Here is a 15,135-nt window from a genome sequence, read left to right as displayed (position 1 = left end):
TCTCGCTGACCCGGCGGCTTGTCAGTCGTTGTTCCCGGTCAGTGGAGGCGCATTATAGGGAGTTCTCGGCAGGCCGCAACCCCTAAATGCAAAAAACTTTTCAAGCGCGGATTTTTTCGGCAAAAGAGCGAAAAAGCGGCGAATTTATGTCACTTTTTCAGGCAAACAGCCATAAAAGCTGGCGATCACTGGAGTAAAATAGAAATAACGATGTCAGTAAGGATCCGCAGCCATGCCGTTAAATGCACAACAACAGGCCGCCCAACGCAATCTTTCTTATCTGCTTGCAGAGAAACTCGGCCAACAAATTCTGGCAGGCGATTATCAGGCCGGCAGCATCCTGCCCGGTGAAATGGAACTGGGCGAGCAATTCGGCGTCAGCCGCACCGCGGTGCGCGAAGCGGTAAAGATGTTAGCCGCCAAAGGCATGTTGTTGCCGCGCCCGCGCATTGGCACCCGCGTGATGCCGCAAAGCCAATGGAATTTCCTCGATCAGGATTTACTGACCTGGTGGATGACGCGGGAAAACTTCGATCAGGTGATGCAACATTTCCTTATATTGCGCACCTCGTTGGAACCGCAGGCCTGCGCGTTGGCGGCAGACCACGCCAGCCCGCAGCAAACCAAACTGCTGGCGGAACTGATGGCGGAAATGCGCGCGCTGCATACCCAGTTTGATCGCGAGCGCTGGATCCAGGTCGATACCCAATTCCACCAGCTCATCTACGAGGCCAGCGGCAATCCGTTCCTGACCTCGTTCGCCAACCTGTTCAGTTCGGTGTATCAGAGTTACTTCCGCGCCATCACCGGCAATGAAGTGATCAAGCTGCGCCACCATCAGGCTATCGTCGATGCGATACTCGCCGGAGACAGCGCAGGCGCCCTCGTCGCCTGCCAAGTTTTGCTGAAAGAGAAAGACTAGACACGCTCCCCGCTTATAGATAGAAGAAAGAGATGAGGGAGAGACGACCATTTAACCAGGACCGACCATGACCCAATCCGCGCGCAGTATGGCAGGACTCCCGTGGATCGCCGCAATGGCGTTCTTTATGCAGGCGCTGGACGCCACCATCCTCAACACGGCGCTACCGGCGATCGCCCACAGCCTCGGGCACTCGCCGCTGGCGATGCAATCTGCCGTCATCAGCTATACGCTGACGGTGGCGATGCTGATCCCAGTCAGCGGTTGGCTGGCGGACCGCTTCGGCACCCGCCGCGTGTTCATCTTCGCCGTCACGTTATTCACCCTCGGTTCGCTGTTGTGCGCCCTCTCCCCCACGTTGAGCGTGCTGGTTGCCTCTCGCGTGCTGCAGGGCATCGGCGGCGCGATGATGATGCCGGTCGCGCGACTGGCGCTGCTGCGCGCCTACCCGCGCAGCGAACTGCTGCCGGTGCTGAACTTCGTCACCATGCCCGGCCTGGTCGGGCCGATTCTGGGGCCGCTGCTGGGCGGCTGGCTGGTGACCTACGCCACCTGGCATTGGATTTTCCTGATCAATATCCCTATCGGCCTGCTCGGCATCTTCTATGCGCGCAAATACATGCCGGACTTCACCACGCCCAAGCGCCGCTTCGATTTTCTGGGTTTTATGCTGTTCGGCCTGAGCCTGGTGCTGATCTCCACCGGGCTGGAACTGTTTGGCGAGCGGGTGCTGGCGAGCTACGTTTCGCTGGGCATTCTGCTCAGCGGCTTCGTGATGCTGTTCGGCTACATCGCGCACGCCCGCCGTCATCCTCAGCCGCTGATCGGCCTCGACCTGTTCAAAACCCGCACCTTCTCGGTCGGCATCGCCGGCAACGTCGCGTCCAGGTTGGGCACCGGCTGCGTGCCGTTTTTGATGCCGCTCATGCTGCAGGTGGGATTTGGCTACACGGCGATCGTCGCCGGCTGCATGATGGCACCGACCGCCATCGGCTCGCTGATGGCGAAATCCACCGTCACTCAGGTGTTGCGCTGGTTCGGCTACCGTAAAACGCTGGTCGGCATCACCGTTATCATCGGAGCGCTGATCGCGCAGTTCGCCCTGCAGAGCCCAGGCATGCCGCTGTGGCTGATGATCCTGCCGCTGTTCGTACTGGGCATGGCGATGTCCACCCAGTTCACCGCCATGAATACCATCAGCCTGGCGGATTTGAACGACGCCAACGCCAGCGCCGGCAACAGCGTCCTGGCGGTCACCCAACAGCTGTCCATCAGTTTCGGCGTAGCGATCAGCGCGGCGGTGCTGCGTTTTTACGAATCCCTGTCGTTAGGCACTATGATCGACCACTTCCATTACACCTTTATCACCATGGGGATCGTCACCGTGGCGTCGGCGCTGGTATTTATGTTGCTGAGAAGGAAAGATGGCCGCAACTTGATCAGCGGCCAGGAAAGCAAGAAAGAAGCGAAGGCGGCCAGTTAACGGTGGCCCACCGAGGCGCGTTCCACCAGCTCGGGCGTCAGCACCAGCACCTGGGGAGCACGCTCCGGGTTTTGCAGGCGGTTGATCAGCGCATCGATCGCCAGCTCGCCCAGCGAATCCTTCGGTTGATGAATGGTGCTCAGCGGCGGCGCCAGATAACGCGCCAGTTCAATGTCATCGTACCCCATCACCGCCATATCCTGCGGCACGGAAAGCCCGGCCTGATACAGCGCCTGATAAACGCCTACCGCCACCGCGTCGTTGCCGGCGAACACCGCATGCGGCGGCTCTTTCAGCGCCAGCAGCTGGCGCATGGCGGTCACGCCGCCTTCAAACTCAAAGTCGCAATGCACTTCATACCCTGGCGGGATCGGTAATCCGGCGCGACGCATCGCGTTGCGATAGCCTTCCAGCCGGTGACGGGCGGTGGTTTTGTCCTGCGGGCCGGCGATGCAGGCAATCTTGCGGTAGCCGCGGGCGATCAGATGATCGGTCGCCATCTCGCCGCCCAGCAGCGAGTTATCCTGAATAATGTCGTTCGCGCCCTCGAACGGCGCCCAGTCCATCATCACGATCGGCAGTGACGGGTAGCGACTCAGGGCATCCTGAGATGGCCGGTGATTTTCGGTGCACATCAACAGCAAACCGTCGACGCGCTTTTGCAGCAGCGTCTCCATACTGCGGTTCATGCGCGCGGCGTCTTCTTCGGTATTGCACAGGATCAGGCTGTAGCCGCGTTCATAGCAGCTGCGCTCCACGCCGCGCACCACTTCAGCATAAAACGGGTTGTTGCTGGCGGTCACCAGCATGCCGATGGTGCGGGTCTGATTAAGCTTCAGGCTGCGCGCCAGCGCAGAAGGCGCATAGTTCAACTGTTCCACGGCCGCCATGACCTTGTCGCGCACGCTGTCGCTGACAAAGCGATTGTTGTTGACCACATGCGAAACGGTAGAGGTTGAAACGCCCGCCAGGCGGGCGACATCTTTCATGGTGGCCAAAGGATCACCCCTGTTGCTGCAAGAAGGCGTCGATCTCTTCGCGCCACGGCACCGAAGGCTGCGCGCCGGGGCGGGTGACGGCGATCGCCGCCGCCGCATGGGCGAAACGCACCGCGTCGGCCATGATCTTACCTTCCAACAGAGCAGTGACCAGCGCGCCGTTAAAGGTATCGCCGGCGGCGATGGTATCCACCGCTTGCACGTTGAAGCCGGGCACCCGTTTGCCGTTACCGTTTTCGCTCAGCCACACGCCGCGGCTGCCGAGGGTGATGATCACCGTCGCGATGCCTTTGTCGTGCAGCGCCTGCGCCGCGCGCGCCGCATCGGCGTCGCTGTCCACGGCGATGCCGGTCAGGCGCTGCGCTTCGGTTTCATTCGGGGTGATCATATCAATCATCCCCAGCAGCTCGTCCGGCAGCTCGCGCGCCGGGGCCGGGTTGAGGATCACCTGCGTTTGATGTTGCTTGGCCAAGCGGGCGGCGGCGATCACCGTCTCCAGCGGCGACTCCAGCTGCATCAGCAGGGCGTCGGCGTCGATGACTTTTTGCCGGTAGCGCGCCAGGTAATCCGGCGTCACCGCGGCGTTGGCGCCGGCATTGATGCCGATCACGTTCTCGCCTTCGGCGTTGACGAAGATCAGCGCCACGCCGGTGGTGCTGTCGGCGATGGCTTCAATCGGTTGGGTATCAATGCGATCGCTCGCCAGCTGCCGGCGGACACGCTCGCCGATATCGTCGGCGCCCACGCAGGCGATAAAGGCGATCTCCGCCCCACTGCGCCCGGCCGCCACCGCCTGATTCGCGCCCTTGCCGCCAAACGCCACCTTATACTGCTTCCCGATGACCGTTTCGCCCGGGTGGGGGAATTGTTCAATATTGAGGATATGGTCGGCATTGATGCTGCCCAGAACCACCAGCTTACCTGTTTCCATCGCATTGATTCCTGAATTGCGCGCCATCGTAAACGCCCCGTCCCGATGGCGCTGGTATGACTTACTGAGTGACCAGTTTCAAATCGACCGGAATGGTCGCCGGCACTTTTTCGCCTTTCAGCACTTTATCGGCGGTTTCCACGCCTATCACGCCAATCTGATCGGGACGCTGCGCCACGGTCGCCGCCAGCTTGCCGCCTTCAACCGCTTTCACGCCGTCGGCGGTGCCGTCGAAGCCTACCACGATCACGTCGGTTTTACCGGCGGTTTGCAGCGCACGCAGCGCGCCCAGCGCCATTTCATCGTTCTGGGCAAATACCGCCTGCACATCCGGGTGAGCGGTCAGCAGGTTCTGCATCACGTTCAGGCCCTTGGTGCGGTCGAAATCGGCCGGCTGGCTGGCCAGCAGCTTGAATTTATTCTGATCCAGCGACTGTTTGAAGCCTTCGCCGCGTTCACGCGCGGCGGAGGTGCCGGCAATGCCTTCCAGCTGAATCACCTTGGCGTCGGCGCCCGCTTTCTTGGCGATGAAGTCGCCGGCCATTTTGCCGCCCACGCGGTTATCCGAAGCGATATGGCTCACCACGTCACCCTTGCTCGCCACGCGGTCCAGCGTGATGACCGGGATCTTAGCCTGGTTGGCCATCTTGATGGCGTTGCCCACCGCATCGGAGTCGGTCGGGTTGATCAACAGCAGCTTAGGCGCCCGCACCATCAGATCCTGCACGTTGGCCAGCTCTTTCGCCGGGTTGTTTTGGGAATCCAGCACCACCAGGTTATAACCCAGCTTGTTGGCCTCTTGCTGCGCCCCATCCTTCATCGAGACGAAGAACGGGTTGTTGAGGGTGGACACCACCAGCGCGATGGTGTCTTTGGCCATGGCATTGGCGCTCAGGGTGGCGCTCAACGCGATGGCGGAAGCTAAGGTTGCCAGTTTTTTCATTTTCATCATCGTGATTCCTGTAGGGGGAGGTTACTTGTTGCTTTTGTTATCTACCAGAACCGCCAGCAGTATCACCACTGCCTTCACGATCATTTGGTAGTAGGAAGAAACACCCAGTAAATTCAGGCCGTTGTTCAGAAAACCGAGGATCAGCGCCCCGATCAGCGTGCCGACGATGCGTCCCTTGCCGCCGGCCAGGCTGGTGCCGCCCAGCACCACGGCGGCGATGGCGTCCAGCTCATAGCCGGTGCCGGCGGTCGGCTGCGCCGACGAGAGGCGCGCCACTTCGATCACCCCCGCCAGCGCCGCCAGCAGGCCGCACAGCGAATAGACGATAATTTTCACTTTATCGACGCTGATACCGGACAGGCGTGTCGCCGCTTCATTGCCGCCCAGGGCATAAATATAGCGGCCCAGGCGCGTATGGTGCAGCATATACCAGGCGGCGATGAACACGATCGCCATGATCCAGATCGGCGTAGGCACACCCAGCGGACGGCCGATGCCGAACCAACCAAAGGTGTCGGCCACGTCGGTGAAACCGGTATTGATCGGGCTGCCGTTGGTGTACACCATGGTGACGCCGCGCAGCAGCAGCATCATCACCAGCGTAGCGATAAAGGCTTGCACCTTGCCTTTGGCGACGATCACCCCGGTGCAGGCGCCAATCGCGGCGCCCAGCGCCAAGGCCGCCGCCACCGCCACCAGCGCGTTGACTTCAAAGCCGACGATCGACGCCGCCACCGCGCCGGTCAGGGCCAGCAGCGATCCCACCGACAGATCGATGCCGGAAGTGAGGATCACCAGCGTCATCCCCACCGCCATGATGGCGTTGACCGAGGTCTGCTGCAGAATATTGAACAGGTTGTTCAGGGTGAAGAAGTTCGGGCTCATGGAAGAGACCACGGCGATCAGCACCAGCAGCGCAATCAACGACTTCTGCTCTAACAGCCACTCTTTACTGAACCAGCGCTTAGCTGCGATAGTCTGGGAACTCATATCTGATTACTCCTGCTTTACGCCGTATTGCTTGCCGACGGCTGCCGCCATCAACGCTTCCTGGGTGGCCTGTTCAATCGGGAACTCGCCGCTGAGATGCCCTTCGTGCATCACCAGAATGCGATCGCTCATGCCCATCACCTCCGGCATTTCCGAAGACACCAAAATGATGCTCAGCCCTTTCTGCTTGAACTGGTTGATTAACTGATAGATCTCTTTTTTCGCCCCGACATCGACGCCGCGCGTCGGCTCATCGAGGATCAGCACCTTCGGCCGGGTCATCAGGCCGCGGGCGATCGCCACTTTCTGCTGATTGCCGCCGGAAAGCAGACCTATCGGCTGCTCCATCGACGGCGTTTTGATATTGAACAGGCGGATGAAGTCCCCCACCGCCTGCCGCTCGTCGGCCTGTTTCAGGCTGCCGTCGGCGCGGCTGAAGTAGCGCAGCGCGGTCAGAGACATGTTTTCCTTTACCGACATGCCCAGCACCAGGCCGTCGCGCTTACGGTCTTCCGAGATATAGACGATGCCGTTCGCCAATCCATCCTGCGGCGAATGGGTGACTACCTCGCGGCCGTCGAGGTTGACGGTGCCGGCCTTGCGCGGCGCGGCGCCGTACAGAATCTTCATCAATTCGGTGCGCCCGGCGCCCATCAAGCCGGCCACGCCGAGGATCTCACCGCGATACAGCGTAAAGCTGACGTCTTCAACGCCGGGTCCGGAAAGATGACTGACTTCCAGCCGCTTTTCCCCGCGCGGTAAATCAAGGCGCGGGTATTGTTCTTCCAGCTTGCGACCGACCATCATTTCAATCAGCGAATCTTCCTGCAGCTCGCTCACCGGCCGCTCGGCGATGAACTGCCCGTCGCGAAATACCGTCACGTCGTCGCAGATTTCAAAGATCTCTTTCAGACGGTGTGAGATATAGACGATGCCGCGCCCTTCGGCCTTCAGCTCGTTGATCACCTTGAACAGCGAGGCGGTTTCGGTGTCGGTCAGCGCATCGGTCGGTTCGTCCATGATGATCACTTTCGATTCGAAGCTCAGTACCTTGGCAATCTCCACCATCTGCTGATCGCCAATCGACAGCTCGCCCACCAGCCGGTGGCTGCTGTAGCGCAGGTTGAGGCGCGCCAGCAAGCGATCGGCCTCGGCGTACATGCGCTTCCAGTCAATGCGGCCGAAACGGTTGACGAACTCGCGGCCGAGGAAGATGTTTTCCGCAATCGTCAGCTGCGGGATCAGGTTCAGCTCCTGATGGATAATGCCGATGCCCGCTTCCTGCGAATCTTTAGGCCCGTTGAACGCCACCTCTTTACCGAGAAAATACTGACTGCCGGCGTCTTTCTGATAGATGCCGGTCAGCACTTTCATCATGGTGGACTTCCCGGCGCCGTTTTCCCCCACCAGCGCCATCACCTTGCCGGGATAAACGCTGAGAGCGGCGCCGGAAAGCGCCTTCACGCCGGGAAAGGCTTTATCAATCCCTTTCAGTTGCAGTAAAGGTTGCATAAACGCCTCAGAAAGTTACGCCGGCGCACAGGATCACGTTCGCGTAAGGCGAACACTCCCCGCTGCGGATCACCGCCCGGCTGTGCTCGGTTTGCGCTTTAAACGCCTGATGGCTGATATAACGCACGCCGATGGTATTGCCCTGGCGTTGGCCCAGTGCGGTCAGTTCAGCCAACAATGCCTCGTGGAGCGACGGATTTTGTTTCACGATTTCTTCCGCCAGGATGGCGCTTTCTACCTGCATCTCTTGCGTGACCGCCGCGAACACCTGCATGAAGGTCGGCACGCCCTGCGTCAGCGCCAGATCGATGCGCTGCGTCGCCGCCGGTATCGGCAAACCCGCATCGCACAAGGTGAGCTGATCGGTATGCCCCAGCCGGGCAATCACGGCAGACACGTCGGAATTCAGTAATACGCCTTTTTTCATCTTCTCACTCCGCTAGCGAAACGTTTCGCTCTCTGGAGGAGTGTAAAAAAACGGCAGGGGAAGGCAACCCGGACAATGCAGAAGTGTGATCGTCATCGAAACGTTTCGTTCGCGCACGGAGAAAGCGCAAACAAAAGGGGCTCAGCCTAGCTGAGCCCCTGTCAGGCGGGTTAGATCTCGACCTGCGTGCCGAGCTCGATGACCCGGTTCGGCGGGATTTCGAACTGATCCGGCGCGCGCAGCGCATTGCGGCTCAGAGCAACGAACAGTTTGCCGCGCAGGTAGAGGTACCATGGCCGCTTGGTGAGGATCAGCGATTCATGGGACATGAAGAACGACGTCTCCGACATGCGGCACGGCAACCCTTCCAGCCCGCAGCGGTGGAACACTTCCTCCACATTCGGCGTTTCGCGCCAGCCGTAGCTGGCCACCACCCGCCAGAAGGTCGGCGACAGCTGCTCGATGGTCACCCGGCGCACGTTGTGCACGTAAGGCGCATCCTCGGTGCGCAGCGTCAGCAGCACCACGCGTTCATGCAGCACCTTGTTGTGCTTCAGGTTGTGCAACAGCGCAAAAGGAATGACGTTGGTGGCGCGCGACAGGAAGACCGCGGTACCCGGCACCCGCACCGGCGGCGATTTCTCCAGCGAGGCGATCATCGCCTCCAGCGAGTTGCCGTGCTCATGCAGACGGCGCAACAGACGGAAACGCTCGCTCTTCCAGGTAGTCATAATGATGAACATCACCAGCGCCAGGGTCAGCGGCAGCCAGCCGCCGGAGAACAGCTTCAGGGCGTTGGCGGAGAACATCGGCACGTCGATGATCAGCAAGATGGTTACGATGCCGATCGCCAGGAAGCGGTTCCAGTGCCAGTTATTAATCGCCACCGAAGTGACCAGAATGCTGGTCAGCACCATGGTGCCGGTGACGGCGATGCCGTACGCCGCCGCCAGGTTGCTGGAGTGTTCGAAGCCGATGATCACCAGCACCACCGAGATATACAGCGTCCAGTTGATCACCGGAATGTAGATCTGGCCGGATTCCATTTCCGAGGTGTGAATGATGCGCATCGGCGACAAATACCCCAGGCGCACCGCCTGACGAGTCAGCGAGAAGACGCCGGAAATCACCGCCTGCGAGGCGATGACCGTTGCCAGGGTTGCCAGAATCAGCAGCGGGATCAGCGCCCAGTCGGGCGCCAGCAGGAAGAATGGGTTTTTGATCGCTTCAGGGTTTTTCAGCAGCAACGCCCCCTGGCCGAAGTAGTTGAGCACCAGCGAAGGCAGCACCACGGTGAACCAGGCCAGGCGGATCGGGAACTTGCCGAAGTGCCCCATGTCGGCATACAGCGCCTCAACGCCGGTGATCGACAGCACCACCGCCCCCAGCGCGAAGAAAGACACCTTCTTATATTCCATAAAGAAGTTGAGCGCCCATTTGGGATTCAGCGCCTGCAGCACTTCCGGGTTCGAAATGATGCTGCGCGCGCCCAGCACCGCCAACACGATGAACCACAACAGCATTACCGGGGCGAACAACTTGCCGACGCTGCCGGTGCCGTGTTTTTGGATAACGAACAGCAGGGTCAGTACCAGAATCGAGAGCGGCACGATATAGGCGTCGAGCGCAGGCGCGGCGATTTCCAACCCCTCTATCGCCGACATCACCGAGATCGCCGGGGTGATCACCACCTCGCCATAGAAGAAGCTGCCGCCGATCAGGCCCAGTATCACCAGCACTGCGGTGGTGCGCGCCGAGGTATTGCGCCCGGCCAGCGACATCAGCGTCAAAATGCCGCCTTCGCCGGCGTTGTCCGCCCGCATCACGTAGGTGAGATATTTGAGGGAAACTATCACGATCAGCATCCAGAAAATCAGCGACAGGAAGCCGAAAACCACGTCTGGACGAACATCGAAGCCGTAATGGCCGGAGAAACACTCTCTCAACGTATAGAGAGGACTGGTGCCGATATCACCGTAGACCACGCCGATGGCAGCCAGGGTTACCGCCGATAGGGACTGCTTATGCTCTGCGCTCATAATTCGTTTCTTTATCAGAACATCCGTTAGCGATGCATCCGCATCAGGCAAAATACGGGCTCAAAGATCCGTCACGCCCACCAGAAAGCCGCACAGTATGCACCATTTATACGGCTTGCCTACCCTTATATCAGAGCCGAAAAATAAACAAAATGTGAACCGGATATCCGACTCAACTGAGAAAATTTTTACTAATCAATAAGCTATACCATTAAAAATAATGGTGGTTTATCATCGAATTATCGACCAAGATTGGCTAACTCTCGGACAATACGACGATTATATGACGCCATCATCCCTTCTGGCAGAACGAATTTCCCGCCTCAGCAGCGCGCTGGAGAGCGGCCTTTATGAGCGGCAAGAGGCGATCCGCCTGTGCCTGCTGGCGGCGCTGAGCGGCGAAAGCGTATTCTTGCTCGGCCCGCCCGGCATCGCCAAGAGCCTGATCGCGCGCCGGCTGAAGTTTGCCTTCCGCAACGCCCGCTCTTTTGAATACCTGATGACGCGCTTTTCCACGCCGGAAGAGGTCTTCGGCCCGCTCTCGATTCAGGCGCTGAAAGATGAAGGGCGCTATCAACGCCTGACCGCCGGCTATCTGCCAGAAGCGGAGATCGTGTTTCTGGACGAGATCTGGAAGGCCGGCCCGGCGATCCTCAACACCCTGCTGACGGCGATCAATGAACGGCGTTTTCGCAACGGCAACAGCGAAGAACCGATCCCGCTGCGCCTGCTGGTCACCGCTTCCAACGAACTGCCCGAAGCGGACAACAGCCTCGAAGCCCTGTATGACCGCATGCTGATTCGCCTGTGGCTGGACAAGGTGCAGGATAAACAGAATTTCCGCTCGCTGCTGGTCAACCGCCAGAGCGAAAGCCAAAACCCGGTGCCGGCGGCGCTGAGCGTCAGCGACGAAGAGTTTCTGCAGTGGCAGCCGCAGATCGATAAGGTGGCGCTGCCGGAAGCCTGCTTTGAGCTGATTTTCCAACTGCGCCAGCGGCTGGACGCGCTGGAACAGGCGCCGTACGTCTCCGATCGGCGCTGGAAGAAAGCCCTGCGCCTGCTGCAGGCCTGCGCCTTCTTCAGCGGGCGCGACGCCATCGCCCCGCTCGATCTGATGCTGTTGAAAGACTGCCTGTGGCACGATCTCACCTCGCTGAAGCTGCTGCAACAGCAGATCGATCAACTGCTGACCGAATCGGCCTATCAGCAGCAGTCGATGTTGATCCAACTGCAACAGATCCATACCCGCTGGATGCAGGACCAGCAGCAACAAAGCGACCGACAGGCCATCAGCCTGGTGAAAAAAGGCGGGATGTTCAGCCGCAAACCGCAATACGCGCCGGCCACGCCGTTCGCCGGCGGCACCCTCACCCTGCTGCTGCAAAAACCGCTGCAGCTGCATGACATTCAGGTCAATCATCTGAGCATCGAAAGCAGCGCGCTGGACAACTGGCTGCAAAAAGGCGGCGACGTGCGCGCCAAGCTGAACGGCATCGGCTTTGCGCAGCCGATCGACCTGGAAGTGGACGATCAACTGCACCTCACGGTGTTGGACGTCAGCCGTCAGCCGTCGCTGCTGGCGCTGCCGGGCAAACAGGCTACCGCTACGCCGCAGGCGCTGCTGGATGAAATGGACGCATTGGCCCAGCGCCTGGCGGAGCAGCGCCGCGCCTTCAGCCAACATCAGCCCTGCCTGTTCACGTCCGCCGCCGGTCTGGCCAAGATCGAAGCCAGTCTGCTGCAGGTCGCGGAACAGGTTAAACAGCAACAGCACCAAATGCGCGGCCAGTAACCATGCTCAGTCTGGAGACGCTCGATCTGCTGCTGGCGATCACCGAAGGCGAGATGATCGAGGAGATGATCGTCGGCATGCTGGCCGCGCCGCAGCTGTCGGTATTCTTTAAAAAGTTTCCGACCCTACGGCGGGCGCTGGATCGCGATCTGCCGCGCTGGAAGCTGCAGCTAAAGGAGCGTTTGCAGGAGGCCATGGTGCCGCCGGCGCTGGCGCAGGAATTTTACCGCTACCAACAGTGCCAGTTGGAGAACAATACCCAGTTCTATCACAACCTCAACGACACGATGGAGCTGCTGCGCCAGCTGGTTTCCCCATTTTATGAACAGGCGCGCGCGCTGGTGGACGCCGCCGATCTGCCTAATCATCCGCTTGACGACAGCTTTCAAACGCTGTTTCTGCAGCGCTGGCGCATCAGCCTGACGCTGCAGGCCACCATGTTGCACCACCAGCTGCTGGAACAAGAGCGCGAGCAGCTGATGGCGGAACTGCAGGAACGCCTGGCGCTGAGCGGCGCGCTGGAACCGCTGCTGTCGGAAAACGACACCGCCGCCGGCAGGCTGTGGGACATGAGCAAAGGCCAGCTGCAGCGCGGCGATTACCAGCGGCTGGTGGAGTACGGCAACTTTTTGCAGCAGCAGCCGGAGCTGAAAAAGCTGGCGCAGCAGCTGGGCCGCAGCTATCAGGCCAAGGCGGTGCCGCAGCAGGACGCGCAGCCGGAGCCGTTCAGGGTTATGGTGCAGGTGCCGGCCACGCTGCCGGAAGAAGTGAGCGGCATTCATCAAAGCGACGACATTCTGCGCCTGCTGCCGCCGGAGCTGGCGACGCTGGGGATTGAAGAGCTGGAATTCGAGTTTTATCGCCGCCTGCTGGAAAAACGACTGCTGAGCTACCGACTGCAGGGCGACGTCTGGCAGGAACAGATCCTGATCCGTCAGGTCACCCACCAACAGCAGGATCAGCAGCCGCGCGGGCCGTTTATCGTCTGCGTGGACACCTCAGGATCGATGGGCGGCTTCAACGAACAGTGCGCCAAGGCGTTCTGTCTGGCGCTGCTGCGCATTGCGCTGGCGGACAACCGCCGCTGCTACATCATGCTGTTCGCCAACCAGATCGTACATTACGAACTCACCGCCGCCAGCGGCATTGAGCAGGCGGTGCGTTTTCTCGGCCAGCAGTTTCGCGGCGGCACCGATCTGGCGGCCTGCCTGAACGCCACCGTCACCAAAATGGCGGAGAGCGGCTGGTTCGACGCCGATGCGGTGATCATTTCTGATTTTATCGCCCAGCGGTTGCCGGAGGAGGTAATAAAGAAGGTGAAACAGCAGCAGCAAAGTCACCAGCAGCGTTTCCACGCGGTGGCGATGTCCGCCTACGGCAAACCCGGCATCATGCGCATCTTCGATCACATCTGGCGCTTCGATACCGGGTTGAAAAGCCGGTTGATGCGCCGCTGGCGGCGCTAGGCAGAATCAGAGCAGGCCTTCAACCGCGCCGCGCACTTCCGGTGACCACACGCCGCACTGCACCTGGCCGATATGCGACAGCTGCAACAGCAACATCACCAAACGCGACTGACCGATGCCGCCGCCGATGGTCTGCGGCATATCGCCGCGCAGCAACGACTGATGCCATTCCAGCTTCATGCGATCTTCATCGCCGGTCAGCGCCAGCTGATGTTTCAGCGCCGCGGCGTCGACGCGGATGCCCATGGAAGAAAGCTCGAAAGCGTCCTGCAGCACCGGGTTCCACACCACGATATCGCCGTTCAGGCCCGCCAGGCCATCCGCCGTCGGCGTGGTCCAGTCATCATAATCCGGCGCACGCACATCGTGCGATTTGCCGTGCGACAGCTTGCCGCCGATGCCGATCAGGAACACCGCGCCCAATTCTTTGGCGATCGCCCGCTCACGCCCTTTGGCGTCCAGATCCGGATAGCGCTGCAGCAGGGTTTCGCTGTGCACGAAGTGGATCTGTTCCGGCAGGAACGGGGTCAGGCCATGCTCACGGCTGACTTCCGCTTCCGTCGCCTTGATCGCGGCGTAAATGCTGCGCACGGTACTTTTCAGATAGTCCAGACCGCGCTCACCGTCGCCCATCACCCGCTCCCAGTCCCACTGATCGACGTACACCGAGTGGATTGGCGTCAGGCGGTCTTCATCCGGGCGCAGCGCCTTCATATGGGTATACAGGCCTTCGCCGGCACCGAAATCGTAGCTGCCCAGGGTTTTGCGTTTCCATTTCGCCAGTGAGTGCACCACTTCGAAGGTGGCGTCCGGCAAAGTTTTGACTTTGACCTGCACCGCTTTCTCGCTGCCGGAGAGGTTATCCTGCGTGCCGTCGCCCAGGCGGCTAAGGATCGGGGCCTGCACTTCGATCAGACCGAGCTGCTGTTCCAGCTGGCGGGAGAAGAAGGATTTGACCTGGCTGATTTGTTGTTGTTTTTGGATAAACTGTTTTTTCATTGCCGTATCTCTTATAAACCTGTCTCTGTTGCCATCGATTAAGCAACAAAATGACACGCCAATTCAATATCCGTTAATCAATATTGCCTTTTCACTTTTAATCGTTCATTTTTACCCGGACTGAATTCAACAATCGTTAATTAATGGGGGATTAAATGGCGGAAATTTATCAGATCGATAATCTCGATCGCGGCATCCTCAACGCCCTGATGGACAATGCGCGCACACCGTACGCCGAACTGGCGAAAAACTTCGCCGTCAGCCCCGGCACCATTCACGTGCGGGTGGAGAAGATGAAACAGGCCGGGATCATCACCGGCGCGCGTATCGACGTCAGCCCCAAACAGCTGGGCTACGACGTGTGCTGCTTTATCGGCATCATATTAAAGAGCGCCAAGGACTACCCTTCGGCACTGAAGAAGCTGGAAAGCCTGGAGGAAGTGGTGGAAGCCTATTACACCACCGGCCACTACAGCGTCTTTATTAAAGTGATGTGCCGCTCGATCGACGCGTTGCAACAGGTACTTATCAACAAGATCCAGACCATCGACGAGATCCAGTCCACCGAAACGCTGATCTCGCTGCAGAACCCCATTATGCGCACCATCGTGCCGTAACCCGCCA

General features: G+C 59.8%; 13 protein-coding genes. 5 read left to right on the top strand and 8 right to left on the bottom strand.

The window, feature by feature from the left end; genetic code table 11:
- The first annotated feature begins 232 nt into the window (after positions 1–232).
- Positions 233–922, top strand: a complete 690-nt coding sequence (locus H7A77_RS16045) for a FadR/GntR family transcriptional regulator (RefSeq protein ID WP_033652336.1) — start codon at positions 233–235, stop codon at positions 920–922.
- 67 nt (positions 923–989) lie between these two features.
- Positions 990–2,405 (top strand): multidrug transporter subunit MdtD, encoded by a 1,416-nt coding sequence (gene mdtD / locus H7A77_RS16040; RefSeq protein WP_033645165.1) that lies wholly within the window; start codon positions 990–992, stop codon positions 2,403–2,405.
- On the opposite strand, the gene rbsR is transcribed toward mdtD, so the two are convergent.
- From rbsR to kup, 7 genes are all read right to left on the bottom strand, one after another.
- Entirely contained in the window at positions 2,402–3,403 is a 1,002-nt protein-coding gene (gene rbsR / locus H7A77_RS16035) for a ribose operon transcriptional repressor RbsR (protein ID WP_047573267.1), read from the bottom strand. The genes mdtD and rbsR overlap by 4 nt on opposite strands.
- Before the next feature lie 4 nt (positions 3,404–3,407).
- The gene (gene rbsK / locus H7A77_RS16030; RefSeq protein ID WP_163966596.1) at positions 3,408–4,334 is read right to left on the bottom strand and encodes a ribokinase; all 927 of its coding nucleotides are present in this window, start codon (positions 4,332–4,334) and stop codon (positions 3,408–3,410) included.
- 61 nt (positions 4,335–4,395) lie between these two features.
- Positions 4,396–5,283 (bottom strand): ribose ABC transporter substrate-binding protein RbsB, encoded by an 888-nt coding sequence (gene rbsB / locus H7A77_RS16025; protein WP_025304729.1) that lies wholly within the window; start codon positions 5,281–5,283, stop codon positions 4,396–4,398.
- A 24-nt stretch (positions 5,284–5,307) separates the two neighbouring features.
- Entirely contained in the window at positions 5,308–6,276 is a 969-nt protein-coding gene (gene rbsC / locus H7A77_RS16020; protein WP_033652333.1) for a ribose ABC transporter permease, read from the bottom strand.
- A 6-nt stretch (positions 6,277–6,282) separates the two neighbouring features.
- Positions 6,283–7,788, bottom strand: coding sequence for a ribose ABC transporter ATP-binding protein RbsA (gene rbsA, locus H7A77_RS16015; RefSeq protein ID WP_182074406.1), 1,506 nt, complete (start codon positions 7,786–7,788; stop codon positions 6,283–6,285).
- A 7-nt stretch (positions 7,789–7,795) separates the two neighbouring features.
- Positions 7,796–8,215 (bottom strand): D-ribose pyranase, encoded by a 420-nt coding sequence (gene rbsD / locus H7A77_RS16010; protein WP_033645162.1) that lies wholly within the window; start codon positions 8,213–8,215, stop codon positions 7,796–7,798.
- Positions 8,216–8,385: 170 nt separating this feature from the next.
- Positions 8,386–10,254, bottom strand: coding sequence for a low affinity potassium transporter Kup (gene kup / locus H7A77_RS16005; RefSeq protein ID WP_015379467.1), 1,869 nt, complete (start codon positions 10,252–10,254; stop codon positions 8,386–8,388).
- A gap of 283 nt (positions 10,255–10,537) precedes the next feature.
- Between kup and ravA the strand changes: the two genes are divergently transcribed.
- Together ravA and viaA are read left to right on the top strand one after the other, a co-directional pair.
- Positions 10,538–12,046 (top strand): ATPase RavA, encoded by a 1,509-nt coding sequence (gene ravA, locus H7A77_RS16000; protein WP_182074405.1) that lies wholly within the window; start codon positions 10,538–10,540, stop codon positions 12,044–12,046.
- A gap of 2 nt (positions 12,047–12,048) precedes the next feature.
- Entirely contained in the window at positions 12,049–13,512 is a 1,464-nt protein-coding gene (gene viaA / locus H7A77_RS15995) for an ATPase RavA stimulator ViaA (RefSeq protein ID WP_182074404.1), read from the top strand.
- Between the two features lie 6 nt (positions 13,513–13,518).
- Here viaA and asnA read toward each other — a convergent pair whose 3' ends face one another.
- A complete protein-coding gene (gene asnA, locus H7A77_RS15990) occupies positions 13,519–14,511 on the bottom strand; it encodes an aspartate--ammonia ligase (protein ID WP_033645159.1) in 993 nt (330 codons plus the stop codon).
- A 155-nt stretch (positions 14,512–14,666) separates the two neighbouring features.
- Between asnA and asnC the strand changes: the two genes are divergently transcribed.
- Complete coding sequence (gene asnC, locus H7A77_RS15985) at positions 14,667–15,128, top strand: transcriptional regulator AsnC (RefSeq protein WP_004933786.1); 462 nt, start codon at positions 14,667–14,669, stop codon at positions 15,126–15,128.
- Positions 15,129–15,135 lie beyond the last annotated feature (7 nt).

Source organism: Serratia sp. ME47 (assembly GCF_903970925.1).
Lineage (GTDB): Bacteria > Pseudomonadota > Gammaproteobacteria > Enterobacterales > Enterobacteriaceae > Serratia > Serratia ureilytica.
The sequence above is the reverse complement of the archived record's forward strand: the minus strand, read 5'-3'. Positions and strand labels throughout refer to the sequence as shown.